The organism is Shewanella sp. Actino-trap-3 (assembly GCF_002836275.1).
Lineage (GTDB): Bacteria > Pseudomonadota > Gammaproteobacteria > Enterobacterales > Shewanellaceae > Shewanella > Shewanella psychromarinicola.
Genome location: NZ_PJCE01000001.1, coordinates 606,735 through 631,930 on the forward strand (window position 1 = coordinate 606,735; position 25,196 = coordinate 631,930).

23 protein-coding genes are annotated in these 25,196 nt (G+C 41.8%); 17 read left to right on the plus strand and 6 right to left on the minus strand.

The genetic code is table 11. The annotated features are described in order from the left end of the window. Window positions 1-489: a glycine zipper 2TM domain-containing protein gene (locus CXF80_RS02695; protein ID WP_372491477.1), complete on the plus strand. Its 489-nt coding sequence runs from the start codon at window positions 1-3 to the stop codon at window positions 487-489. Window positions 490-590: 101 nt separating this feature from the next. Here the strand turns inward: CXF80_RS02695 and CXF80_RS02700 are convergent, their stop codons facing one another. Further along, window positions 591-959, minus strand: a complete 369-nt coding sequence (locus tag CXF80_RS02700; protein WP_101030983.1) for a hypothetical protein — start codon at window positions 957-959, stop codon at window positions 591-593. A 432-nt stretch (window positions 960-1,391) separates the two neighbouring features. On the opposite strand from CXF80_RS02700, the gene CXF80_RS02705 reads away from it, so the two are divergent. Further along, a complete protein-coding gene (locus tag CXF80_RS02705; RefSeq protein WP_101034657.1) occupies window positions 1,392-2,144 on the plus strand; it encodes a Nif3-like dinuclear metal center hexameric protein in 753 nt (250 codons plus the stop codon). Window positions 2,145-2,346: 202 nt separating this feature from the next. Next, window positions 2,347-4,269, plus strand: coding sequence for a monovalent cation:proton antiporter-2 (CPA2) family protein (locus tag CXF80_RS02710; RefSeq protein WP_101030985.1), 1,923 nt, complete (start codon window positions 2,347-2,349; stop codon window positions 4,267-4,269). Window positions 4,270-4,330: 61 nt separating this feature from the next. Here CXF80_RS02710 and metG read toward each other — a convergent pair whose 3' ends face one another. After that, window positions 4,331-6,367, minus strand: coding sequence for a methionine--tRNA ligase (gene metG / locus CXF80_RS02715; protein ID WP_101030987.1), 2,037 nt, complete (start codon window positions 6,365-6,367; stop codon window positions 4,331-4,333). Window positions 6,368-6,523: 156 nt separating this feature from the next. Here metG and apbC point away from each other — a divergent pair, with 156 nt between their 5' ends. From apbC to CXF80_RS02760, 9 genes are read left to right on the plus strand one after another with little or no spacing between them, the layout of a single operon-like run. After that, window positions 6,524-7,639: an iron-sulfur cluster carrier protein ApbC gene (apbC, locus tag CXF80_RS02720; RefSeq protein WP_101030989.1), complete on the plus strand. Its 1,116-nt coding sequence runs from the start codon at window positions 6,524-6,526 to the stop codon at window positions 7,637-7,639. A gap of 8 nt (window positions 7,640-7,647) precedes the next feature. Continuing rightward, entirely contained in the window at window positions 7,648-8,286 is a 639-nt protein-coding gene (udk, locus tag CXF80_RS02725) for a uridine kinase (protein ID WP_101030991.1), read from the plus strand. A gap of 23 nt (window positions 8,287-8,309) precedes the next feature. Beyond that, window positions 8,310-8,894, plus strand: a complete 585-nt coding sequence (dcd, locus tag CXF80_RS02730; protein WP_101030993.1) for a dCTP deaminase — start codon at window positions 8,310-8,312, stop codon at window positions 8,892-8,894. A 5-nt stretch (window positions 8,895-8,899) separates the two neighbouring features. Then, the gene (gene pabC, locus CXF80_RS02735; RefSeq protein ID WP_443019082.1) at window positions 8,900-9,724 is read left to right on the plus strand and encodes an aminodeoxychorismate lyase; all 825 of its coding nucleotides are present in this window, start codon (window positions 8,900-8,902) and stop codon (window positions 9,722-9,724) included. After that, window positions 9,724-10,737, plus strand: a complete 1,014-nt coding sequence (gene mltG, locus CXF80_RS02740) for an endolytic transglycosylase MltG (RefSeq protein ID WP_101030997.1) — start codon at window positions 9,724-9,726, stop codon at window positions 10,735-10,737. Before pabC ends, mltG begins: the two co-directional genes overlap by 1 nt. Beyond that, window positions 10,734-11,381, plus strand: a complete 648-nt coding sequence (tmk, locus tag CXF80_RS02745) for a dTMP kinase (RefSeq protein ID WP_101030999.1) — start codon at window positions 10,734-10,736, stop codon at window positions 11,379-11,381. Before mltG ends, tmk begins: the two co-directional genes overlap by 4 nt. A 28-nt stretch (window positions 11,382-11,409) precedes the next feature. Continuing rightward, window positions 11,410-12,393: a DNA polymerase III subunit delta' gene (gene holB, locus CXF80_RS02750; protein ID WP_101031001.1), complete on the plus strand. Its 984-nt coding sequence runs from the start codon at window positions 11,410-11,412 to the stop codon at window positions 12,391-12,393. A 54-nt stretch (window positions 12,394-12,447) separates the two neighbouring features. Further along, window positions 12,448-12,774: a PilZ domain-containing protein gene (locus CXF80_RS02755; RefSeq protein ID WP_101031003.1), complete on the plus strand. Its 327-nt coding sequence runs from the start codon at window positions 12,448-12,450 to the stop codon at window positions 12,772-12,774. Between the two features lie 43 nt (window positions 12,775-12,817). Continuing rightward, window positions 12,818-13,606 carry a TatD family hydrolase gene (locus CXF80_RS02760; protein ID WP_101031005.1) on the plus strand — a complete coding sequence of 263 codons (789 nt, stop codon included), beginning with the start codon at window positions 12,818-12,820 and terminating at the stop codon, window positions 13,604-13,606. Window positions 13,607-14,296: 690 nt separating this feature from the next. On the opposite strand, the gene rsmF is transcribed toward CXF80_RS02760, so the two are convergent. Next, window positions 14,297-15,751: a 16S rRNA (cytosine(1407)-C(5))-methyltransferase RsmF gene (gene rsmF / locus CXF80_RS02765; protein ID WP_101031007.1), complete on the minus strand. Its 1,455-nt coding sequence runs from the start codon at window positions 15,749-15,751 to the stop codon at window positions 14,297-14,299. Between the two features lie 124 nt (window positions 15,752-15,875). Between rsmF and CXF80_RS02770 the strand changes: the two genes are divergently transcribed. Continuing rightward, window positions 15,876-17,102 carry a nucleoside recognition domain-containing protein gene (locus CXF80_RS02770; protein ID WP_101031009.1) on the plus strand — a complete coding sequence of 409 codons (1,227 nt, stop codon included), beginning with the start codon at window positions 15,876-15,878 and terminating at the stop codon, window positions 17,100-17,102. 141 nt (window positions 17,103-17,243) lie between these two features. Here CXF80_RS02770 and CXF80_RS02775 read toward each other — a convergent pair whose 3' ends face one another. The 3 genes from CXF80_RS02775 to CXF80_RS02785 form a co-directional block, all read right to left on the minus strand. Then, window positions 17,244-19,889: an MlaD family protein gene (locus CXF80_RS02775; protein ID WP_101031012.1), complete on the minus strand. Its 2,646-nt coding sequence runs from the start codon at window positions 19,887-19,889 to the stop codon at window positions 17,244-17,246. Then, window positions 19,876-20,472: a paraquat-inducible protein A gene (locus CXF80_RS02780; protein ID WP_101034658.1), complete on the minus strand. Its 597-nt coding sequence runs from the start codon at window positions 20,470-20,472 to the stop codon at window positions 19,876-19,878. The genes CXF80_RS02775 and CXF80_RS02780 overlap by 14 nt, the downstream gene beginning before the upstream one ends. 109 nt (window positions 20,473-20,581) lie before the next feature. After that, window positions 20,582-21,208: a paraquat-inducible protein A gene (locus CXF80_RS02785; protein ID WP_101031014.1), complete on the minus strand. Its 627-nt coding sequence runs from the start codon at window positions 21,206-21,208 to the stop codon at window positions 20,582-20,584. Between the two features lie 212 nt (window positions 21,209-21,420). On the opposite strand from CXF80_RS02785, the gene CXF80_RS02790 reads away from it, so the two are divergent. The 4 genes from CXF80_RS02790 (at window position 21,421) to prc (ending at window position 25,185) form a co-directional block, all read left to right on the plus strand. After that, window positions 21,421-21,714, plus strand: coding sequence for a YebG family protein (locus CXF80_RS02790; protein WP_101031017.1), 294 nt, complete (start codon window positions 21,421-21,423; stop codon window positions 21,712-21,714). A gap of 49 nt (window positions 21,715-21,763) precedes the next feature. Continuing rightward, complete coding sequence (locus CXF80_RS02795; protein ID WP_101031020.1) at window positions 21,764-22,222, plus strand: GAF domain-containing protein; 459 nt, start codon at window positions 21,764-21,766, stop codon at window positions 22,220-22,222. Window positions 22,223-22,499: 277 nt separating this feature from the next. Further along, window positions 22,500-23,111 carry an RNA chaperone ProQ gene (proQ, locus tag CXF80_RS02800; RefSeq protein WP_101031021.1) on the plus strand — a complete coding sequence of 204 codons (612 nt, stop codon included), beginning with the start codon at window positions 22,500-22,502 and terminating at the stop codon, window positions 23,109-23,111. 22 nt (window positions 23,112-23,133) lie between these two features. After that, window positions 23,134-25,185, plus strand: a complete 2,052-nt coding sequence (gene prc / locus CXF80_RS02805; protein WP_101031025.1) for a carboxy terminal-processing peptidase — start codon at window positions 23,134-23,136, stop codon at window positions 25,183-25,185. Window positions 25,186-25,196 lie beyond the last annotated feature (11 nt).

Genomic DNA, 25,196 nt, shown 5'->3' on the forward strand with positions numbered 1-25,196 from the left:
ATGTTTAAAATCATAACTGTGAGTATGAAGAGTATTTTTGCAGTATTGCTGACAATTTGCCTTTTTTTTGGCCAAAGCCAAGCTGCTTATGAGCGAAATCAAGCGGTCCCCGTTGAGAAAGTACTGTATGGACAAATTGAATCGGTAAAGCAGGTGAGTGAAAAACAGCTGGTTGAAGACAGTCACAGTGGTTGGAAAACCTTTGGTGGAGCCTTAATCGGTGGTGTTATTGGCCATCAATTTGGTGGTGGTTCCGGTCAAGATGTTGCCACTGTCTTGGGGGCATTGATCGGTGGGGGGATCGGAAGTCAGCATGGTAACCAACAATATTATTTTGAAACTAAATTAGTTGAACTAATGATAAAGCAAGAAGATGGCAGCCAAGTTATGGTGATCCAAGATGCGGATCCCGGAATGAGTTTTGCTGCAGGAGATGAGGTTAGGGTGGTTTACTTAACCGGTTATGTCAGAGTCGACCTTGCAATGTGATAATGCGGGTAAAATAACAGGAGCCTAGGCTTCTGTTATTTTACCCGCAGTCGTCAATAGCTGTTTTGCAATACAGTATTATCTGTTATTGCCACGTTTTATTAAAAACCTTGAGGCAATGTTTGCTTACCGATTGTATTTTCGAGTTTTTGACGCCACAACTGCTTAGGGGTTAATCCACCTGAGGTTGATTGAACCTTTTTAGTCGGTGTTTTTTTCGCTGCAGTTTTTGCCGATTCTTTTCGCCTAGGTTCAGCGACTAATCCGCTCGTGGTTGTCAGTGGTACTTTTTTTACTGAAGATGCCGTTAAATTAGCATGCATAGCGTCGAGTTCGCTAAAACGCACTGATTTTGCGCCGTCGATTTTATACCAACTGCCCGCTTGCTCAATTGAAACGGGTTTGCCAGATTGATTTTCAAGTGCCGTTTGTAATTGGCTGATGACCTCTTCTTTAGTCAATGTTGTCATAGTTAATAACCTACTTGTTATCACGTTAAATTAAGGTTGTAACTAATTTTAAAGTGTTAAGTTATCAAAAGTCCAATTCATGCCCAAATTGTCGAATTATCAGTCAAAAAGTCGTTTTTATCGACAGTTTATTGGGACGTTATTGAAATAAATAACTTTAGGCTATACGAATATTACCTGTCTCAGAGGCTTGTGTTTCTCATTGATTTAGATCGTAAAATATCTGTATTTTAAACCGTTTTTAGGTTGCATAAGCTTCGCGAGTTCGACCATATTCGGGTAAACTGGTGGTATCGCCATTCAGTATTATATGAATGAATATCGTGTGAGTCCGTATGGTCAATATCATTATCAATAACCTTATATTGTCTACTGGCTGAGGTTAGTTAAATTTTTAGGGGTTTTATGTCCAAAAATCATCAAACATCAGTTATTTCACGTCAAGAATTGGCGTCCTATCTTGATACTTTTTTAAACGTGAGTGCGTTTAAAGATTATGCGCCAAATGGGCTGCAAGTCGAAGGTAAGTCGAACATTCACACCATAGTCACCGGAGTTACAGCTTGTCAGGCACTAATTGATGCTGCGATAAAGGTCAACGCTGATGCAATTTTGGTTCATCATGGTTTTTTTTGGAAAAATGAGCCTGACGTCATCACTGGCATGAAATATCGTCGGATCAAAGCATTAATGGATAATGACATTAGTTTATTTGGCTATCATTTACCGTTAGATGCACACCATGGTGTGGGTAATAATGCCCAATTAGCCCAACAATTAGGCATTATTAGCCCAAGAGTCTACGAGCCTGTGGCTCAGGATTTATTATGGCATGGTCATTTAGAACACCCATTAACGGTTGCCGAATTTAGCGAGTTACTCAGCAGCGTATTAAAACGTAAACCGTTGCACATAGGTGATGAAACCAAAATGATCTCGACCTTGGCTTGGTGTACCGGAGGTGCACAAGACTATATTGATGATGCGGCGCAAATGGAGGTTGATGCATTTATCAGTGGTGAAGTATCAGAGCGGACTTTCCATGCAGCAATCGAGCAAGGGTTACATTACTTTGCCGCTGGGCATCATGCGACAGAACAATTTGGCATCCAAGCTTTGGGTGAGCATTTAGCGGAAAAATTCAATATTGAGCATCATTTTATTGATATTGTAAATCCCGTGTAATTTGACAATATCGTAATGCTTGGTTGCGCCGGCGCTGATGTTCATTGCGTTACCGGCTTTAGTCTTAGGTAGATAACCGATGTTTAGTGCTGTTTTTTGACAACATTGACTTAGCTATTGGCATTAAACGAAGTCTAGATAATGGGTGATGGACAAGACCATGGATGTATTATATTGCCTTTTATTTGTTAAGGATCCGTAAATGACCGAGTATTTCCTACAAGCTTTTATTTATTTAACCGCTGCGGTAATTGCTGTTCCCTTAGCCAATAAATTAGGATTAGGTTCAATACTCGGCTACCTCATTGCTGGGGTTGTTATTGGGCCAATTATCGGTTTAGTCGGCAGTGAAACCAACACGATTCAACACTTCGCTGAATTTGGCGTGGTGATGATGTTGTTTTTAGTTGGGTTAGAGCTTGAGCCTAAAATGTTATGGGCGATGCGCAACCGTTTATTGGGGTTAGGTGGTTTACAAGTTGTGGGGACTATTTTGGCCGTGATGGCCTGTGCGACTTATGCTGGATATGGGCTCAGTACAGCGTTAACCATAGGGTTAATTTTTTCCCTTTCATCTACCGCAATTGTGTTGCAAACCTTATCTGAAAAACGCCTCAATAAAACCCATGCCGGAAAGAACGCATTTTCGGTCTTGTTGTTTCAAGACATAGCCGTCATTCCCATGTTGGCTTTTATTCCGCTATTAGCCTTACCTGAGTTAGTTGAGAAAGCCCAAGCTGCTGTTAGTAGTATGAGTGAACAACATGAGCAGCTAAGTCTCGTGGCTTCATTACCAGGTTGGGCATATGCCATTGTACTGGTATTAGCTATTGGTGCTGTGGTGTTAGGTGGGCATTATCTCAGTAGGCCATTATTTAGGATGGTAGCGGACTCGGGAGTACGCGAAATATCTATTGCCGCAGCGCTTATGTTGGTGATTGGTATTGCAGCGTTAATGAGTTTGGTTGGTATTTCACCTGCATTAGGCACCTTTTTGGCGGGCGTGGTACTGGCTAATAGTGAGTTTAAACATGAACTAGAGTCCAATATTGGGCCTTTTAAAGGATTGTTATTAGGACTGTTTTTTATCACCGTGGGTGCTGGGATTGATTTTTCGGTGTTATTTGCCGATTTTAGCGAGATTATCTTAATGACCTCTGGGGTGATGCTAATTAAAGGGATTGTACTTTATTTATTGGCATTAATTTTTCGAATTAAAGGCAGCGATCGTTGGTTATTTGCCTTAAGTCTTGCTCAAGCGGGTGAGTTTGGCTTTGTATTATTAAGTTTCAGCGTGCAGCAGCATGTGTTGCCTGCAGAGCTGGCACAAACCTTGTCGATAGTGGTCGCGTTATCGATGTTTTTAACCCCAGGGTTGTTCATTTTGTTCGAAAAGGTGATCTTTCCTCGTTTTCAGAAAAAAACCAATCAACGCGCCCAAGATAATATTGACGAGGTTGGCTGTGTGGTGATTGCTGGTATTGGTCGTTTTGGCCAAGTTGTTAATCGATTATTGATTTCCAATGGCATTAAAACGGTGGTGCTTGACCATCAAGCCTCACAAGTTGACTCGATTAGAAAAATCAATACTAAAGCCTATTATGGCGATGCTACCCGTCCAGCTTTATTAACAACAGCGGGTATTGCCCAGGCTTCCTTGTTTGTTGTCGCCATCGATAATCGTGAAAGCAGTGTTGCGTTAGTGAAATATTTACATCATACCTACCCCAAACTTAACATCGTTGCGAGGGCATTCGATCGCGGCCACGGGCATTTATTAAAAGAAGCGGGCGCCGATATTGTTGAGTCAGAAACCCATCATTCTGCTCTTGAAGTGGGCGCGGCGTCATTGCGCTTATTGGGCTATTCTGACGATTTTGTCAGTAAGCGAAAGTCGACGTATAAACGGGTTGAAAAAGAAGCATCTAAACGTCTATATGCACAATGGTTAACGGAATCAGAGGGTGAGCGGTTCAGCAATGACTTTTTAAACCTGTTTATGCGATACGAAGAACGATTAAAGCAGGCAATGGCAGAAGATTTTGAAGTGCAAACAGCGAATGAGGCTTATAAATCAGAGACCGAATCAACCTCTAGTAGTGAATACAATAAACATAACAAATGAACTATCAAGCCAAACAAAAAAGACCGCCAAAGCGGTCTTTTTTTGTTTGGCTAGTTGAGTGTTACTTCACTCGCATCCCCGGCTGTGCGCCTTCATGGGGTTCTAGAATAAACAAATCTTTACCACCAGGACCTGCAGCTAACACCATGGCTTCAGAATCACCAAACTTCATCGTGCGCGGCGCAAGGTTCGCCACCATCACGGTCAGTTTACCGACTAAGTCTTCAGGTGCATAAGCCGACTTAATACCCGCAAATACTTGCTTGGTTTCACCGCCTAAGTCTAATTCAAGTCGGAGTAACTTATTGGCTTTCTCGATATGTTCCGCTTTGCTGATCCGCGCAATACGTAAATCGATTTTAGCGAAATCATCAAAGCTAATTTCTGGGCTAATAGGATCGAGTTCTAATTGATTAACCGCTTGCTTAGGCGCGTCTGTATTGGTTGCTTGCAAGTTTTCTTTAGACTCATCGATGATAGCTTCAATGCTCTTAGGTTCAATACGCTGCATTAAGGGTTTAAATGGCGCGATTTCATGACCCGCTAGATCTTGGCCTAAATTATCCCATGTTAAGGTTAACTGTAAAAAGTCTTCAACATTTCCGGCCAGTTTAGGCAATACAGGCTTAAGGTAGGTAACCAAAATTCTGAACAGGTTTAATGCATTGCTGCATACCTGATGGGCTTCTTCTTGTTTATCTTCCAGCTTGACTAATTGCCAAGGCGCCGCATCAGCAACGTAGGCATTAGCCATATCGGCCAAGGCCATGATTTCGCGCATCGCTTTACCAAATTCACGGTTTTCATAGCATTGAGCAATGGTTTCGCTTTTGGCTAAAAATATGTCGCTTAAGCTGCTGTCTGCAACCTTGGCTAATTTGCCTTCAAAACGTTTACCGATAAAACCGGCCGTGCGTGAGGCTAGGTTAACCAATTTGCCGACTAAATCTGAGTTAACTCGCTGGGCAAAGTCTTCTAAATTCAAATCCAAATCATCAATACGGCTAGTTAATTTAGCTGCGTAGTAATAACGCAGGTATTCAGGATCTAAATTGTCTAAATAGGTACGCGCTTTAATAAACGTGCCTTTTGATTTAGACATTTTTGAACCGTTGACCGTGACGTAACCGTGAGCATAAACACTGGTGGGTTTACGGAACCCAGCACCTTCTAACATTGCAGGCCAGAATAAACTGTGGAAATAAACAATGTCTTTACCGATAAAGTGATACACCTCGGCGGTTGAGTCTAGGCTCCAAAAATCGTCAAAATTTACATCATCACGCTTGTTACATAAGTTTTTAAACGAACTCATGTAACCAATGGGAGCGTCTAACCAGACATAGAAAAATTTACCGGGTGCGTCTGGGATTTCAAAACCAAAGTAGGGCGCATCACGTGAAATATCCCATTGCTTTAGGCCTTGCTCAAACCATTCGTTAAGTTTATTCGCCATTTCTTGTTGCAATGAACCCGAATGGATCCATTCTTTTAGCATGCCTTCAAATGCAGGCAGGTCAAAAAAGAAATGTTCGCTGTCTTTCATAATGGGCGTTGCACCCGACACGGCTGATTTTGGATTGATCAAATCAGTGGTGTTATATGTCGCACCGCAGTTTTCACAGTTATCACCGTATTGATCTTCAGACTTACATTTAGGACAGCTGCCTTTGACAAAACGGTCTGGTAAGAACATTAACTTTTCAGGGTCAAATAATTGTGAAATAGTTTTGGTTTTGATGTAACCGCTGTCGCGTAATTTTAGATAAATCTCACTGGCTAGTGCACGATTTTCGTCACTGTGAGTAGTGTGGAAATTATCAAATTGAATGTTGAAATCGGCGAAATCTTGTTGATGCTCTTTTTGAACTTGAGCAATCATTTCTTCTGGTGTAATCCCCATTTGCTGTGATTTCAGCATAATAGGTGTGCCATGAGCATCATCGGCACAAATGTAATAGCATTCATGACCACGTAATTTTTGAAAACGTGACCAAATATCCGTTTGGATATATTCAAGCATGTGGCCTAGATGGATTGGGCCATTGGCATAAGGGAGGGCACTTGTGACCAGTATTTTACGCTGCGATTTTGTCATTTTGTCTCGATATCAAATTACACCAATAATATTGCCTGATACTAACTGATTAGCAGACTTTTTTCAGCAAAACATGACGTAAAAAAGCTTATTAGTCGCTATTTTTTTACCAAGTTCTGATACACTTGTACAAATTTCTCGTTCGGAGTCGCCGTTTTGGTCAATACGCATACAAATTATCAATTAAGTGATGAATTATTGTCACCAGTGTTGGATATTTTAGAAGCATTTGAAGATCCTTATTTACACAAAGGCTTAGTCAGTGCAGGGTGTGTGACAGCATTGTCTATAGAAGGAAAACGCCTACAATTGGGCTTAGTTTATCCTTACCCGTGTATGACACAATACCGCGACATCGTGATGGCTGTGACTAATAAATTAGCTGTACTTGATGCGATTGATGAAGTGGAATGTGAAATCGATTTTCAGCCGCGGGTATATTCAGCACTCCCTGCTATTCCTCCGCTTCCTAATGTAAAGCAAGTGATTGCGGTAGCTTCTGGTAAAGGCGGTGTGGGTAAATCAACCACCGCAGTTAATCTCGCATTAGCCTTAAAAGCTGAAGGCGCCGAAGTGGGCATTTTAGATGCCGATATTTATGGCCCGTCTATCCCACTGATGTTGGGTATCCCTAATTTTCGTCCAGAATCGCCCGATGGCATACATATGACCCCGGCGTTGGTGCATGGCATTTCTGCTCAATCAATCGGTTTTATGCTTAGTGGTGATGAAGCTGCAGTATGGCGTGGTCCAATGGCGGCAGGGGCGCTAGCGCAACTGTTAAATGAAACACAATGGCCTGAACTGGATTATTTAATCATCGATATGCCGCCTGGAACCGGTGACATTCAATTAACGCTATCGCAAAAAGTGCCAGTGAGCGGTGCTGTCATTGTGACGACGCCACAAGATATTGCTTTAGCGGATGCCAAAAAAGGCATTACCATGTTTAATAAAGTTAATATTCCTGTATTGGGAATTGTTGAAAACATGAGTTTTCATCTTTGCCCTGAATGTGGTCATAAAGAACACCCCTTTGGCACTCATGGTGGCAGTCAAATAGCTGAGCGTTATAACGTGCCACTATTAGGCTCACTGCCATTACACATTAATATTCGTGAAGCCATGGATAATGGTACACCGAGTGTGATGAGCGAACCAGAAAGTGAAGTGTCTGGGATATATCGCGAAATTGCTCGTAAGCTTGGAGCTGAATTAGCGCTTCAACAAGTACAATCAGTCGTAAAAATTAGCATATCAGAAGACGAATAAGGTAAGAGATGAATTCTCAGCAGTGTGTCATTATTGCGATTGCCGGTGCGTCGGCTTCAGGTAAAAGTTTAATTGCTAAAACAATTTTTGAAGAATTGTGCCGTGATTTAGGAACCAATCAGATTGGTGTGATCAACGAAGATGCCTATTATCATGACCAAAGTCATTTGACGATGGAAGATCGTGTCAAAACCAATTACGATCATCCCAAAGCGTTAGATCATCAGTTGTTAGCGACTCACTTAACTCAGCTAAAACAGGGTGAAGCAGTTAGCATTCCTTGTTATAGCTATACTGAGCATACTCGTACCAGCGAGACGCTCACCATGCAGCCTAAAAGAGTGATTATCGTAGAAGGCATTCTATTATTAACCGCCCCTAAATTACGTGAGTTAATCGATGCCAGTGTGTTTATGGATACGCCATTGGACATTTGTTTTTTACGTCGGTTAACCCGTGATGTTGCTGAACGTGGCAGAACAATGGAAACGGTTATTTCACAGTACAAACGCACTGTGCGGCCGATGTTTTTGCAATTCATTGAGCCGTCAAAGCAATATGCCGATATTATCGTTCCACGGGGTGGTAAAAATCGTATCGCAACTGATATTTTAAAAGCTAGAATTCAGCATTTATTGGCTAAATAGCCTTATCTAGGAGAGAGTGCAGTATGCGTTTAACCGATATTGAAATTGAGCAATGTTTAGATAATGGCACCATTAACATCGATCCGCGTCCTGGTGTGGAAGCGATTTCGGGGGTGAGTGTGGATGTGCGTTTAGGCAGCCAATTTCGGGTATTTAAAGACCATACCGCACCTTATATTGATTTAAGTGGCCCAAGTGCAGAAATGCAAATAGCACTTGATCGGGTTATGAGCGACAAAATTGAAATTGCCGAGAATGAGGCCTTTTTCCTTCATCCTGGTCAATTAGCCTTAGCGGTAACCTATGAAAGTGTAACATTACCAGCAGATATTGTGGGTTGGTTAGATGGTCGCTCTTCACTTGCGCGCTTAGGCTTGATGGTGCATGCGACTGCGCATCGTATTGATCCCGGTTGGCAAGGCAAAATAGTATTAGAATTCTTTAATAGTGGTAAATTACCGTTGGCGCTTCGTCCTGGGATGACGATAGGAGCGCTCAATTTTGAACGCTTAAGTTCAGCGGTTGCTCGCCCTTATAACACACGTAAGAGTGCCAAATATAAAGATCAGCAAGAAGCCGTAGCCAGCCGGATCAGCCAGGATACATAATGGCGCTGGTTTGGGTTAATCACGTTGAAGACGGCACGATCAATCCATTTGATCGTGGTGTCGCTTATGGCGATGGTGTGTTTGCGTCTATGCGTACCGCGTCGGCTGATATGCCTGCAGGAATTTTATTTCTTGACGAGCACTTGTCTCGTTTGCAACAAAGCTGTGAGCGTTTAGGTATTGAGTGGTGTGTCAGCGACTTACTCATTCAACAGCTGAACCAACTCGCTCAGCAATATCCTCAACATTGCATCAAGTTAATATTGACGCGCGGAGTGGGTGGACGTGGCTATCAAGCACCTTTGAGAACCAATGTGACTGAAGTCGTGTCAGTTCATGCCATTCCTGATCATTACCATCATTGGCAGCAAAGCGGTATTACGCTAGCATCATCACCCATTCATCTTGGCAGGCAACCACTTTTAGCGGGAATGAAACACCTTAACCGATTGGAACAGGTGCTAATAAAGTCTCAACCTCTACCTAGCACACACCAAGATTGGTTAGTGTTTGACTGTGATTGTAATGTGATAGAGTCATCTGTTGCCAATATTTTTATCGTCAAAAATGATCGGATATTTACCCCAGCAATAACCCATGCAGGCGTAAGCGGAGTGATGCGTGAAATACTGATTGATACTTTGCTTTGCCATGGTATAGCAGTCATGGCAACGCAACTTAAGCTTAGTGATATTCAAGCCGCTGACAATGTATTGATAACGAACAGTTTATTTGGCGTTATTGATGTATCGGCCATTGACGATTTTCAATTTAGCCCTTGGACGCAGACATCGCGATTCAGGCACGTTCTGAGTGTGAATTTATCATAATGATTAAAACGTTAAAAATTTTTATATTAGCGAGTGTTATCCCTTTCTTTGTCGTGTTTTGCCTCAGTGGATATTGGCTCATATCCGGCTTAATTACTTATCAAAAACAGCCATTACAGTTAACCGAAATTCAAACATTGACGGTAGAACCGGGTACCACTGTGATTAAGCTTGCGCAACAGCTTGAGCAACAATCATTGATTATTGATAGCTGGAAAGTCAAATACCTGGTTAAACTTGAACCTAAACTCGCCAATATTAAGACGGGATTATACCAAATTATCCCCGGCGATACGTTGGAAGCGTTATTAAGACGCTTATATTTAGGCCAACAAGTGGTTTTCAGCCTAACGCTAATCGAAGGTAAAACCATTGCTGAGTGGCAACAAACACTGGCCACCACTGAGCATTTAGCACAAGAGACCGATGCCTTTAATCAAGTCTTATTGAACCATGGTGATACTTCTGGTTTGCCCGAGGGTAAATTTTATCCCGAAACATTCCATTATCATGCTGATGATAGTTTACAGACAATTTTAAATCGCAGTTACACCATGATGCAGGAAAGCTTAGCGCAAGCATGGGAAGGGCGTGATCCTGATTTAGCCTTATCATCGCCGTATGAATTGCTGATTATTGCTTCTATTATTGAAAAAGAAACTGGCAACCCTGAAGAGCGCGATTGGGTGTCTGCAGTATTTAATAATCGACTTAAAAAAGGCATGCGCCTACAAACTGATCCCACGGTGATTTATGGTATGGGTGAACGTTATAAAGGCAATATCACTCGTAAAGATTTACGTGAAACTACCGCATTTAACACTTATAAAATTGATGGGTTGCCGCCAACGCCTATTGCTGCCCCTAGTCGGGCATCATTATTTGCAGCAGCAAGTCCAGCTAAAGTAAATTACTTGTATTTTGTGTCACGCAATGATGGCAGTCATGTGTTTTCATCAACGCTGAGAGCGCATAATAACGCCGTAAACGAATTTCAGAGAAACAGAAAATGAGTCAATACCAAGGCAAGTTTATTGTCATTGAAGGATTAGAAGGGGCAGGTAAATCTAGCGCAATAGCCCTAGTCAACGATATTATTAGCCAGCATATTGGTCAGGCCCCTGTGTGCACTCGTGAGCCAGGTGGCACTCCACTGGCAGAAAAAATGCGCGATTTAGTCAAAATTGTCGATGAAACCGATCCACTGTGTGACGAAGCGGAATGTTTGCTCATTTATGCTGCCAGAACGCAGCTAATTGCCAATGTGATCAAGCCGGCTTTGTCTGCAGGCGAATGGGTGCTCGGTGACCGACACAATCTCTCTTCATTAGCTTATCAAGGTGGTGGACGAGGTTTGATGCCCTTAGTAAAAGCGGTGAGTGATGCGTGTTTACGTGGTTTTAAACCTGATCTTACTTTATATTTAGACATTGACCCTACACTTGGATTAAGCCGTGCCGCGAGTCGTGGCAAGCTTGATAGAATTGAACAACAAGCTATTGATTTTTTTGAGCGAGCAAGGCGAACTTATTTACAACTAGCCCATTACGATGACAGCATAGTAGTGATTGATGCCAGTCAATCAATGGAGCGGGTTCATGATGATATTCGTTTACAATTACAGCACTATTTGCCGGCGCTTATGGCTGAACAGTGATTAATATCGATAAGGATAATGTGGCGACATGAGTGATTATCACATTGACCAATTACCTTGGTTAGCCGAGTCGCATCAACGTTTTGTTGATCAGCATTACCGTGGTAGAAGCAGTCATGCTCATTTGTTCAAAATAGATAAAGCTTTAGGGGGCGATAAGCTCGCTAAGGCTTGTGCGCAAACAGCGCTTTGCCAACAACTTACGCCCGTTGGCGCTTGTGGCCAATGTAAAAGTTGTTTGCTACTGGCTGCAGGTAACCATCCTGATTTATATGTTATAGAGCCTGATGGCACTCAAATTAAAGTCGATCAAATTCGTCAGTTATGCCAAGCGTTAACCCAAACGGCCCAGCAAGGTGGTGCGCGCGTCGCGATAATTGTCAATGCCGAGCGATTAAATTTAGCAGCAGCCAATGCACTACTGAAAACCCTTGAAGAACCCGGCGATGATGTTGTGCTCATCCTCCAAACGAATACATCAGCCCAGCTATTAGCGACCATTACGAGTCGTTGCCAAACGCTCAATTTTGTTGAACCCACTAAGCATGAGATCCACCACTGGCTAGCTGCACAGCAGTTGTTACCCGCTGCCAATGCTGAGGGAAAAACCCATGATGTTACATGGTGTCTTAGTGTCGTTGGTGGACCTCTGGCGCTGGCAAACAGTTTAACTAGTCAGCATTATCAACAACTGCTGACATTTCGCCAAGATTGGGCTCAAAGTTTGAAAACGGGTCATCTAAGCAATAGTCTATTGAAGGTGTCTGAGCAACAGATTGTTGATGCACTTAATGTTTTGTATTTGTACTTACGCCAATATGTGTTAAAAAGTAATAGCGTAAAAAATGATCCTGCGGGTTCTCAGTCGTTAAATCCGCTTGTTCAAGCTAAACTGATTGAGCTAGCCGGAAGAGTTATGAATATGTGTCACAAGCTTGAGACTATGCCGAGTGTCAACACTCAAGCCCTGTGTCAGCAATATGTACTCGCATTTAGGCAGCTAACCAATTAAAGACGTTTTGTTATACTGACTTTTATCCTATTTATGGAAATAAAATAATTATTTATGGTCGATCTTGTTGTTAACTACGATACATTACACAAACTTTATCGTGCTTACATGCCTTTTATTAAGCCTGCCGGTTTATTCATTGCGACTACAGAAAGTCATTTCTTAGGCCAAGAGCTTACTATTGCGTATCGATTACCTAATGCAACCCAAATAAACGAATTTAAAGGCTCTGTGGTATGGATTAATCCATTAGGCGCATCAGGCGGACGACCTGCGGGTATTGGGGTTAAAATTAAAACAGATGTTGAAAGTCATAAACATCATATTGAAAAATTATTATCGAGCGAACTTGCCTCTGGTGATTTGACCTGCACTATGTAGCTAGGTATTCTTGCGTATTAGTTTTATTTGCGAAAGAATTCCCATGCTAATTGATTCCCATTGTCACCTTGATCGCTTAAAAGCGGCCCCCGACTCAGCCAGTTTACAATCCATTATGGACAATGCCAAAGCCCAAGGCGTTGACTATCTATTGTGCGTCAACGTCCGTCAGCAAGGCTTTGAAGCCATGCGAGACAAAATGTCTGCCTTTGATAATGTATTTTTATCTTCTGGCGTACATCCTCTAGATGTGCAAGAAGGCTTGAATATTGAAGACATTAAACGTTTTGCAGAAGATCCTAGAGTGGTTGCCATTGGTGAGACTGGTTTGGATTATTTCTATGCAAATGACACAAAAACGTTGCAGCAACAGTGTTTCGAACAACAAATTGCCCTAGCCGTAGAGGTGGGTAAGCCGTTAATTGTCCATACACGTGATGCCCGTGAAGATACCATTAATATGCTAAAAGCAGGCCACGCCGACAAAGTAGGTGGCGTGCTACATTGCTTCACTGAAAACTGGGAAATGGCTAAAGCGGCGATTGATTTGGGCTTTTATATTTCTGTTTCAGGTATTGTGACCTTTAAAAATGCTGGTGAGCTTCGCAGTGTTATTCGCCAAGTGCCTAAAGACAGATTACTGGTAGAAACCGATTCACCTTATTTAGCGCCAGTGCCACATCGTGGCCGAGAGAATCAACCGGCTTATGTTCGTGATGTGGCAGAGTTTGTTGCACAATTACGCGGTGAAAAGTTTGATGAATTAGCTCAGTACACCACAGATAACTTTTTTAACTTATTTAAAGATGCCGCTAAGTTAATCGGACGCTAATTCGAGTTAACTCATTCACTGGTTACTCGATGAGTATTCTGCGCTTTGTGAGCAATAACCTCATTATAGGCATCGTTTTTGTTGCATCCGCTCCGAGGTCGGCAATGGCGCTTGCGTTGCTCTACCTCCAGCATCTGACCTCCATGGCAGGAGACAATGGTCTATTTTGTTTGCAACAAAATAGACCATGCAGTCGTACTTCAACACGACCTAAGCCGTTAGATAGGGTTGAAACTTGCCTTTAATGAGCCATTCAAGTATGTCATATCTTAGTCGCTTGATCTTTGTTAAGGGAAGATCATTATTTCAACAACTTGTTTGAACTTAATAGCTTAAGCGCCCCAATGACATCGCGTCATTCATCATATGGGTATAAAAACACATAACGATACTGATGTATTTTTGTTTATTGATGTGATCTATTGATTAAAAAATAGATAAAAAAATGGCCCAAAACTATCCAGTTGTTTTGGGCCTAGGGAAATGGCTCGATTAAGAGCCTTGCGCTACTGCTGTGGCATCATAAGAGTGCTTAAGATGCCAAAGACTGAATAAATCATTAATTAACTATAGTCAGACTTATTGAGTTTTGCATAAAAATTAATCAACAATGTTGGTTTTGGTCTGTTTTTTATCGCAAGATTTTGATTGTAAATGCTTTATTAACCCTGGCTGAGGTTAATTAGTGTGTCATAGACTTACGTTAACCCTGTCGCGGACTAATTCACGCGGTAAATTGTTTTTCAGCCTATGGCCTAAGTGTTTTACGACCCCAAGTACGACCTTGTGATAACTCACTAACATCTCACCTCGTGGCATTATGGCTAAATGTTGCTGTGTCGGTTGATCAAAAGTAGTTGTGGTAATATCACGACCCATTAAATAATCTTGTGCTTGCGGGGCACTTAATTCCATGGTTTTTGCTGGGTTATGTGCTGCTGCTGATAAAGCAATAACGGCTTCATGTTTTGCTTTGTAGCCTTTTTTCATTGCATCTGCGAGCTTAATTCCAATACGTTGAAAGCGCATTTTGCCAATAAACGGTATAAATTGGGCTGGAAATAACCAATATTCATCATCACGTACCATGATCACGTCATCACTAGGTAACTCGAGACAGAAGTTGTTTTGAAAGTATTGTATTAACTCCGTTTTTTGCTTTTCGTTTACGGGAGTAAATGGAAAGTTTTTTTGTAATTTTGGCTGTTTTTTTACTCGCTCGACTGAGGCTATTTTGCGGATTTTGGCGACAAAAAAACCTTCACTGTCGTAAATTTGTGGCCAAACATGTAGAAAACCTTCTTTAGTGCACGCTTGGGCTGCGCCATCAAATAAATCTGTCAATGAGATAAATTCAACCGCATCAGGATATATTTGTTTTAAGTGTAGACAGATATGTTGGTTTTCTAACTGGCTTAGGGTGCAAGTAGAATAGACTAAGGTCCCACCAGGTTTTAATGCCAAAAATGCAGATTCGATAAGATCTTTTTGGGTTTCGCCAATCGCAGTAACATCATCAATATCCCAATGTTTTAATGCCAATGGATCTTTACGAACCGTTCCTTCGCCGCCGCAAGGAGCATCCAATAAAATAGTATCAAACGATTCAAATAAATACTCACCAAATACTCTGCCATCAAAATGGGTCAGGGCAGTATGGCTTGCGCCCATTCGTAGCACGTTGGCATGCAATACTTTCACTCGACTGGCGGAGTATTCATTAGCAACTAATAAGCCACGGTTATTCATTAAGGCTGCTATTTGAGTGGTTTTAGAGCCAGGAGCTGAAGCAAGGTCTAAGACAATTTCAGGTGCGGTATCATTTGAAAAGAGTGCAGTTGGCGGCAGCATAGAGCTGGCTTCCTGGATGTAAAACAGCCCTTGAATATGTTCGATGGCATTGCCTAGCTGAATGTCATCTTTGCCTTCAATCCAAAATCCGTCCTCACACCAAGGTATCGGTGAGAGTTGCCAGCCTGCTTGCGTCATGATGTTGATAAACGCGACGGTACTTATTTTTAGTGTATTAACCCGAATGGATTGACGAAGCGGTTTATCACAATAAGCGATAAACTCTTCTAAAGATAAGTGGGCGGGTAACTCTTTCTCAATGTGCTTGATAAAGTTTGTATTTAATTGGACCATAATAGTAAACGATAAATTATTTTTGCAGTGATTGGGTCGATCATATCACGGAATTGTACGCCCTGATCGGCAATGATTACTGTATATTGAGGTTATTAAAACCGACTGGGTTATGGAGATATATGTGTTAAATAGAGTGTGGTTAGTATTTTTTATCATTGCCGCGTTGTCTATCGTGATCCAATTGGTAAATGGCAACGTCAATGTATTAAGCGAGTCGGTTACTGCTTTGTTTGCCAGTGCCAAATTAGCGGCAGACATCTCAATTGGCTTGATTGGTGTGCTAGCGTTATGGATGGGCCTTATGCAGGTGGGTGAAAAGGCCGGTGTAGTGGGTTTGTTTGCCCGTATATTCGAGCCTTTACTCTCCAAGTTGATGCCTGAGGTTCCTCGTGGCCATGTGGCGTATGGGAGTATTAGCATGAATCTGACTGCGAATATGCTGGGGTTAGATAATGCCGCAACCCCCTTAGGCTTAAAAGCAATGCATGATCTGCAAACGCTTAACCCGGTCAAAGCGGTTGCAACCAATGCCCAAATTTTATTTTTAGTGTTAAATACCTCCTCGGTAACGTTAGTCCCAGTGACAGTGTTTCTCTATCGCGCGCAACAAGGTGCTGCTAATCCTGCTGATATATTTTTGCCTATCTTGTTGGCCACAAGTGTCTCGACCGTTGTGGGGCTGCTGGTTGTGGCTTTGGTGCAACGTATCTCGTTATTCAATAGTGTTATTTTGGCTTATGCTGCCATCATTATGAGTGTGTTCATGGCAGGTATGGCTTATTTAGTGACATTATCGGCCGATGCAATAGGCCAAGTGTCTATGATTTTGGGCAACGGCATATTGCTATTGCTCATTCTAAGTTTTATTTTAGTCGCCGGTTATCGCAAAATTGCTGTGTATGAAGAGTTTGTCGATGGTGCAAAGCAGGGGTTCAGTCAAGCAATCCAGCTTATTCCTTATTTGTTGGCGATGTTATTAGCGATTGGTTTTCTTAGGGCTTCTGGCGCATTAGATTATGCTTTGCAGCTCTTAGCTAGCGTCGTTAGCGCATTGGGAGCCGATACGCGCTTTATTGATGCGATGCCAACGGCATTGATGAAACCCTTTAGTGGTTCAGGCGCGCGGGCTATGATGCTAGAAACCATGAGTCACCATGGTGTTGACTCGTTTGCTGGCCGATTAGCCGCAATCTTGCAAGGCAGTACCGAAACGACTTTTTATGTGTTGGCCGTTTACTTTGGTTCTGTCGGGATCCGTAATGGCCGTCATGCGTTGGCATGTGGTTTAACTGCTGATATTGCCGGTATTACTGCAGCCATAGGCGTGTGTTATTGGTTTTATGGCTAATAATAAAAAGTGTAAATGTATTTTAGTACGGGACAGTGATAAAAAAGGCCGATAAATTTATCGGCCTTTTTGTGTTTGAATCGTTATTTAACCTCAACGGAGAAAAGGCTGTTTGATAATCGTTTATTATCCCGAGTGAATTTATTTAGCTTGTGTAGGTCGCCATTGTGTCCATTCATCTTGCGTATTTGCATGTAATGGGAAACGGCTTGTGGCATCGATACTATTACTGTCTGAGGTTGCATCACGTGTAGCAAATGCTATTCCGCCGGCAAGTATGGTCTCTAATGATCCCGTTTCTAACTTCGCGCCCGAAAATAATCCGACATCTAACTTAATCCCTGAAGCATCCCAAAACTGGCTGCTTTGGTTAATTAAATGAGCATATTCAGCATTGACATGGGCAAACAGCGTTATTTCAATACCTGAATCATCTAGCTGATAACCATCAATTTGGCCGACGTTAATGCCGCGAAAAAATAATGGTGTCCCCACTTTAATTGAACCCAGTTGATCATCAACTAATTGGAATACTACTGCATCTTTGGGTACATTGGCTGCAAAACTAGCGTGCGCTAAGGCGACAAACGTATCAACTAATTCCAGACTCTTGCCAGGGATAACCCCAATATACGGCCCCGTTAATAATGCATCTAGTGCATTAATCCCAGCTAAAGAAATCTGTGCATCAATAATGAAGTATTCACTGTCATTGGCGCTGAAGTGGTGTGCATATTGGCCAAACAAATACGCTGTTGCACTAAGTGTGTTTAAATCTTGGTTTAGCTTAACGTGTGTCACTTCACCAATTTGATGACCTTGGAAACGAATGGCGGCATTGGCAGTGATTTTTGCACTGACGGGTAAGGTGAGATTAATGACCTTAGCCTGCATAAGCGCATATGATTTTTTGTCATACAAGCGCAGATTCGGCTCACGGTGTTGAATATCAGCTATGTCATCTATGTGGCCAAGAGTAATACTGCCGTTAATAGCGCCTTTAAGTGGGGCGACATTAATATCAACGCCCGCGAGACTGGCATTGATGGCGACAGCATCGTTGCGCCAAAACACTGTATTGGGTTTTATTAGTGGAATAAATTTATTGTCGATATTAATATCGATGTTAAATTTATCTGTGTTTGCTAACCAGTTAATTTTACTTACCGAGCCGATTTGCATTTTTTTATAATAAATAGGTGATCCTTCAGCTAAATCTGCCCCATCAATACTGGTCAAGGTTAAATGGGTCATTTGCTGCTGAGCATATAATGCCTTGGCTGACTCAATTGATTCATGCAGTTTCAATTTACTATTGACCGCAAGTAGGGCGCTGTTATTACCTGGAATTAAGCTAATGGCCCCTTCAAGCATAGTGGTTACATCGCGAGTCTTAACACTTATGCCTTCTAGTGAAGCATTTATGGATAATGCACTTTCAGGCACAAAGAAACTTCCCTTCGTGAGTAAATTTTTAAATTCAGGTAGAATTTCAATATGATACTCAACAGTTGAAAAATCTTGGCTTATGTTAGTACTGAGAATTTGGCCAATAGGTAATTGTTTATAACGCACTTGTGCACCATTACTGACACCAGTATGGGTATTGGCAACGACAGTTAGCTCTATTTTGTCTTCACTGAGTAAGTCTGGTGCATCTGAAGCCAGTTCAAATTGCATCGCCTCAGTTGATGCCTGGCTACCAGGCAAAACATTAATCACACTTCCCGTAACGAGCCGACTGACGTGTTTGACACCTTTTAATGATATTTCGGGACCACTTAACCAAAACTGACTATCTTTGGCAATTAACGCTTTGTATTGGTAGTTAACTCGAGCAATGAATTGAACCCCGGTTGGCGTTAAGGATTTTTTCTCAATTTGACCAATAGCAATACCACGGTAGATGATAGCTGTCCCTTCGCTGACATCCTCACCATTTGCCGCAGTTAGGCTAAAATCAATCCCACCGAGAGCCGTTTGTTGATCTTCATACAGGGTATATTCATCGCCATTTACCGCTTTTTCGGTATCAGTGCCGCTATCAAAACTGATCCCGCCTGCTAAAATTGACGCAATACTTTCGGTACTGACTTTGATGCCAGCTAAAGAGGCATCAATCTTTAACCCCGAGACATTCCAAAAGTGGGAGTCTTTATTGACTAAATGAGCATATTGTTCTTGAACAAATGCACTGATAATAATTTGTTTGTTGCCGTGTAGACGGTAGCTGACCACACTGCCGACAGGCGCTTGACGGAAAAATACTGGCGAGCCAACATCAATAGATCCCAGTCGAGGTGATTTTAGCTCGATCATGAGCCCTTCAATGCCGGGGAGAATTGCCGGCGCTTCTCGCTCAGCTTCGAATTCGGTTGCAGAGCGCCCATCTCCTGGCTGAATGGCAATATAATTGCCTGAAAATAAGGTGTCTAATCCTTCGACTCCAGTAATACTCGCTTTGGGTTTGACTAACCAAAAAAGAGTATTTTTGTTTAAAAATGGATCGGCGCGATAATCCATTACCACTTTGACGTTAACCCCTCTGAGATCATCATCAATACCTATGTCGGTGACTTTACCTACCGACAAACCTTGGTATTTTACCAAGGTTTTACCAATATCGATCCCGGCGGCACTGGGGAAGTGGATCAAAACGTCAATGCCGGACTCATTAATGCTTTTTACTCCTAACCAAGCACCTAATATTAAGGCGACAACAGGCAATAACCATATTGGCGAGAATAATTTTTTCTTCACAACTTTAGGCGATTCAATTTGTGTCATTAGTGTGTTCCAAGCGGTCCCAGAGTAAACGAGTATCTAACACTCTTGCCGCGAGTTGAGTCAGTAAGATGACTAACGCAAACGCGGTAGCGGCAGGTGCAGGTTTTGCGTCTAATAGTTGCCCCATATTGACTAGGGCAACTGTTAATGAAATCACGAATAAATCAAGCATTGACCAACGGCCAATCCATTCAATGATATGAAAACCCACCATCAATTTTCTTTTTGATACTGGAAGGTTAAAGCTGATAGCCGTTAAATAGGTGGCCAAACCAATAATTTTTAGCCAAGGCACTAATATACTGGCAGTAAACACAATAATAGCAATCGGGAACATGCCCGTTTTGACCAGATGGCTAATACCACTAAAAATAGTGTCATGGGTAACCTCTCCCCGATTTGTCAGGAGGGTTATTGGGTAGATATTGGCGACAACAAGTAAAATTGTTGCGGTAACCAGTAAAGCCCAACTTTGCTGAATGCTGGCATAATTTCGACTACTTAACTGGCTAAAACAGCGTCGACAATGACTACTCGTCGTCAGATTAACCTTGCGACAAACGGGACATAAACATAAGCCCATTTTTTTCCCCTGCAAATGCGTGGGAGTATTCGCGGTCGGCGCGTCTTTAAACTCATCAACCGATTCGGTAGGGAGCAAGGTGGGTTTATCTGGGGGTGCAATAGGAAGATTAGTCATCAACATAGCCCCACATATGTTCTAGGTTATATTCACGTTGTAAAAATAAAATGATGATAAACAACATCGTAAAACAGAAGGTACCCATACCGAAATACACATCTGAAAAATCAGATAATTGGAATGCCGACACTAAAAAGCTAATCACATAAATTTCTAACATGGTCATTTGCGATATTAAGCCATGGTTTTTTAACAATGTGGTGTACGCTCTTTGCCAAAATGAACTGTGTAATTTTAGCTTTACAACGACAACCTGAGTCAGAATCGACAATATTAATAATCCAGGGGCGATAACAGCCGCAACCATGACGGCTAAGCCGACAACCCAATAACCTTCAGACCAAACTGTCACCGCGGCATGCATGACTGTTGTCGTGCGGACACTGCCAAGAAAGTGAATTTCTAATACAGGTAATAAATTAGCCGGAATAAAGATAACTAATGCTGCAATGCATAACGCCAGCATGCCATTAATAGAACAATAAGGAGAATCATAAAGAGCAGTATGACAACGAGGACAAAGCGCTCTAGCACTAGAGGGCAAGGCTCGTTTTCTCACCGCCAAATCACATGATTGGCATAACGTTATAGAATCATGATCATCAAATTCATGCATGAAGAATTAGTCTAATCCATTGTGAAACACATTATTGGGTAGCGAAGAGTTAAGCCTCTCTGCTTTGCCTTATATTGGCAGATAAATGAGTCTGTTGTTCAACAATCTCAATTTTCTGTGTTTGATAATATCAGAATAATCAGAACACTTGCATCATAAGTTAACTATGTGAGATTCTATGCACTGTATATAAAAACAGTGAGGATTACATCATGGCAGTGATAACCCAATTTGTCGTGGTCAGAGAAGGGGTGGAGAAGATGACATTTATATCGAAGAAAGAGGCTGATGCCTACGATAAGATGCTTGATATTTCCGATAACCTGGTGCCGTTTCTTATTAAGGCGGACCTCGGACTTGATGAAAATAAATGCGAACAACTGGCATTTTATCTAGCAAACAATAAAGATGAGCTTTCTAACTTGCTAAAAGGCATCGTACAGGTTAAAAACGCTCCTACAGCTAAAACCAAAAAGACTGCGGCTAAAAATACACCACTAGAATAGCGGCGTTAATCACTCTGTTTTCGAGTGAATGTCAGCTTAAGGAATGGAAATGAAAACCGAATTTTACCAAACATTAAATCGTCAAGCACAAGCTTTACTTGAAGGCGAAGATGATTTAATTGCGGCAATGGCAAATTTTTCAGCGTTGCTAAACGACAACTTAGCAGACCTCAACTGGGCTGGTTTTTATATCAAGCGTGGTGAGCAATTAGTACTAGGGCCTTTTCAAGGTAAAGTGGCTTGTACCCGTATCATTATGGGTAAAGGTGTATGTGGCACTGCTGCAGCGGAAAATAAAACCCAACGAGTGGCAGACGTGCATCAATTTGACGGCCATATAGCATGTGATTCTGCCAGTAACTCAGAAATAGTGATCCCTGTTAGACACGGCCATGAGGTTGTGGCAGTGTTAGATATCGACAGCCCATTATTGAATCGATTCGATCAAGATGATCAAATTGGTTTAGAATATATGGTAAAAAGCTTCGAAACTTGCCTATTTGGTTAAATAGCGAACAATTTTGATTAAATCATGGTCGCATTCGCTGTCGCGGGCTTTATAATATGCCGCTGTACGCATTTGTGCTGGATTTACTGATGATCGATGATTAAGCTGACAGTAAGTTTGGTTAAATTGTTAAGGTTTGTTTCTATGACTTTAGCAAACGAGCGGATAGTGATATTTTGTACGTTGAGCCTTAACAGTAAGGTTTAACGAAAGATGAACGACTGCATGGCAAATCTAATGCCGCATAATCAGTCCCTTTATTAACGTGGAAGTAAAAATGGAATCAACAGACAAGTTGACCGACACCAACGCAATTTTAGCGTATTTATATGAAACCTTTCCTTTATGCTTTATTGCTGAAGGCGAAACTAAACCATTAAAAATTGGTTTGTTTCAAGACTTGGCTGAACGGTTAGCTGATGATTCTAAAGTCAGTAAAACACAATTACGTGTAGCGCTTCGTCGTTACACAAGCAGCTGGCGCTACTTGAAAGGCGTTAAAGCGGGTGCCAAACGTATCGATCTTGAAGGTAATGAATGTGCTGAGTTAGAACAAGAACACATCGACCATGCTATTCTTACACTGAAAGAAAGCCAAGAGAAAGCCAAAGCCAAGCGTCAAGCGTTAGCGCCTAAAAAGCCTGCTAAGAAAGTTGCGCCTAAACGAGCCCCAGTGGTTAAGAAAGAACGTCCAGCTGCAGTAGTTGCGCCAGTCATTAAACTTGTGCCTGCAAAGCTTGAAGATTTGAAACAAAAGCAACGTGTGAATGTTAAATTAGGAGCCACACCAGTACCCGGTGTTGTGACTGATATTAATAAAGAAGATGTGCTTGTTCAGTTAGATACTGGTTTATCCATCAAAGTACGTGCAGAACACATACTATTATAGAAAATTTAAGGAGTACTTGTTGATGCGAAAACTTACCTTGGCCGCGTCAATTGCCTGTTTATTTGTCGGCTTTTCGGCATGGGCAATTTCACCAACGATTCAAATCAGCGAGTTACCTAAACTAGCACAAGAGCCACAGCATAAAGTGGCTAGCAAGCGAGTAACAACTTTGTTTACTCGCTCGCATTATCACCGTTTTAATCTCGATAATGCATTTTCTGAACAAATCTATTCTCGCTTCCTTGAGCAGCTTGATTATCGCCGTAATGTGCTGACTGCGGCAGACATTGCTAGCTTTAGTCAATATCAAAATCTGTTTGATAATATGCTCGAGTCAGGCAATATTAGCGCAGCATTTAAGATGTACGATGTGGTGCAAAAGCGTCGTTATGAACGTTTTTCTTACGCCTTGTCTTTGCTTGATAAAGAATTTGATTTTACCAAAGCAGGCGATTCGTATGAATTTGATCGCAAAGATGCTGCTTGGCCAAAAGATGAAGCCGAAGTTAATGACCTTTGGCGTCAGCGGGTTAAATACGATGCGTTAAACCTAAAGTTAACCGGTAAAAAATGGCCTGACATTGTTGAAGTGCTCGAGAAGCGTTATAACAATGCCATTAAGCGTTTAAGCCAAACCCAAAGTGAAGACGTATTTCAAACCGTGATGAACGCGTTTGCTCGCAGCGTTGAACCTCATACAAGTTATTTATCTCCCCGCAATGCAGAACGTTTCCAAATGGAAATGAACTTAAGCCTCGAAGGCATTGGTGCTGTGTTACAAATGGATGATGACTATACCGTTATCAAAAGTTTAGTAGCCGGAGGCCCGGCCGCAAACAGTGAAAAGTTATCACCTGAAGATAGAATTGTCGGTGTTGGCCAAAAAGATGGCGATGTAGTTGACGTTATCGGTTGGCGTTTAGATGATGTTGTTGACCTGATTAAAGGGCCAAAGGGCAGTGAAGTTGTTTTACAAATTTTACCGAAAAAAGGTGGTGCGAATGCTAAGCCTTTTGAACTGGTCATTACCCGAGATAAAATTCGCTTAGAAGATCGCGCTGCGACCTCAAAAGTGGTTGAGCCTAAAGAAGGTCAATATGCGGATCGTAAAATTGGGGTGATCCAGATCCCTGGTTTTTATATGAATTTATCCCAAGATGTAGCCAAAGAAATTACTCAACTTGAAAAAGACAATGTTGAAGGCATTATTATTGACCTTCGTGGTAATGGCGGCGGCGCGTTAACGGAAGCAACATTACTGACAGGCTTGTTTATTGATAAGGGTCCAGTGGTTCAAATCCGGGATGCCAATGGTGGTATTAATCAAAATAGTGATAACGATGGTGTCAGTGCATACAATGGCCCATTAACTGTGATGGTTGATCGTTATAGTGCATCAGCATCAGAGATTTTTGCTGCGGCTTTACAAGATTATGACCGTGCACTTATTGTGGGTGAATCGACCTTTGGTAAAGGAACCGTTCAGCAACATAAGAGTTTAGGTCGAATTTATGACATGTATGAAAAACCGATTGGTCACGTGCAATATACCATAGCTAAATTTTATCGTATTAATGGGGGCAGTACTCAGTTAAAAGGCGTCACTCCTGATGTGAGTTTTCCGACTGCATTAGCGCCTGGTGAATACGGCGAGTCAGAAGAGAAAAATGCCTTACCATGGGATAAAGTTCCAGTAGCTCAGTACAGCACGCTAGGAAATATTACCCCGATGTTGATCCAAAATCTTGATGCGAAGCATAAAGAACGCATCAGTAAAGATGTTGAGTTCAGTTATATTTATCAAGATATTAATGAGTTTAAAAAACATCATAAAGACAAAACGATATCGCTTGTTGAAAGCGAACGTATGGCCTCTCGTGAAGACGATGATAAGCGCGCTCTAGACCGGGCAAATGCTCGTAGAGTCCATGATGGTTTGGCTGCGGTAAAGTCTTTAGATGATATAGAAAAGAGCGATGACAGTAAGTTACCTGATGCTTTTTTAGATGAAACTGCTTATATTACACTTGATATGGCCGATGCTGAAAAAATGGCTAAAACAAGCCTAAAGTAATTTATGATAAC

What these genes read in the sequence shown, in the direction of transcription:
- udk (WP_101030991.1), top strand. Translation starts at nt 7,648, where the DNA reads ATGAATTCTCAGCAGTGTGTCATTATTGCGATTGCCGGTGCGTCGGCT.
- CXF80_RS02695 (WP_372491477.1), top strand. Translation starts at nt 1, where the DNA reads ATGTTTAAAATCATAACTGTGAGTATGAAGAGTATTTTTGCAGTATTG.
- mltG (WP_101030997.1), top strand. Translation starts at nt 9,724, where the DNA reads ATGATTAAAACGTTAAAAATTTTTATATTAGCGAGTGTTATCCCTTTC.
- metG (WP_101030987.1), bottom strand. Translation starts at nt 6,367, where the DNA reads ATGACAAAATCGCAGCGTAAAATACTGGTCACAAGTGCCCTCCCTTAT.
- CXF80_RS02785 (WP_101031014.1), bottom strand. Translation starts at nt 21,208, where the DNA reads ATGCATGAATTTGATGATCATGATTCTATAACGTTATGCCAATCATGT.
- rsmF (WP_101031007.1), bottom strand. Translation starts at nt 15,751, where the DNA reads ATGGTCCAATTAAATACAAACTTTATCAAGCACATTGAGAAAGAGTTA.
- CXF80_RS02700 (WP_101030983.1), bottom strand. Translation starts at nt 959, where the DNA reads ATGACAACATTGACTAAAGAAGAGGTCATCAGCCAATTACAAACGGCA.
- CXF80_RS02760 (WP_101031005.1), top strand. Translation starts at nt 12,818, where the DNA reads ATGCTAATTGATTCCCATTGTCACCTTGATCGCTTAAAAGCGGCCCCC.
- tmk (WP_101030999.1), top strand. Translation starts at nt 10,734, where the DNA reads ATGAGTCAATACCAAGGCAAGTTTATTGTCATTGAAGGATTAGAAGGG.
- prc (WP_101031025.1), top strand. Translation starts at nt 23,134, where the DNA reads ATGCGAAAACTTACCTTGGCCGCGTCAATTGCCTGTTTATTTGTCGGC.
- proQ (WP_101031021.1), top strand. Translation starts at nt 22,500, where the DNA reads ATGGAATCAACAGACAAGTTGACCGACACCAACGCAATTTTAGCGTAT.
- holB (WP_101031001.1), top strand. Translation starts at nt 11,410, where the DNA reads ATGAGTGATTATCACATTGACCAATTACCTTGGTTAGCCGAGTCGCAT.
- CXF80_RS02775 (WP_101031012.1), bottom strand. Translation starts at nt 19,889, where the DNA reads ATGACACAAATTGAATCGCCTAAAGTTGTGAAGAAAAAATTATTCTCG.
- dcd (WP_101030993.1), top strand. Translation starts at nt 8,310, where the DNA reads ATGCGTTTAACCGATATTGAAATTGAGCAATGTTTAGATAATGGCACC.
- CXF80_RS02795 (WP_101031020.1), top strand. Translation starts at nt 21,764, where the DNA reads ATGAAAACCGAATTTTACCAAACATTAAATCGTCAAGCACAAGCTTTA.
- CXF80_RS02755 (WP_101031003.1), top strand. Translation starts at nt 12,448, where the DNA reads ATGGTCGATCTTGTTGTTAACTACGATACATTACACAAACTTTATCGT.
- CXF80_RS02710 (WP_101030985.1), top strand. Translation starts at nt 2,347, where the DNA reads ATGACCGAGTATTTCCTACAAGCTTTTATTTATTTAACCGCTGCGGTA.
- CXF80_RS02790 (WP_101031017.1), top strand. Translation starts at nt 21,421, where the DNA reads ATGGCAGTGATAACCCAATTTGTCGTGGTCAGAGAAGGGGTGGAGAAG.
- CXF80_RS02780 (WP_101034658.1), bottom strand. Translation starts at nt 20,472, where the DNA reads ATGGGCTTATGTTTATGTCCCGTTTGTCGCAAGGTTAATCTGACGACG.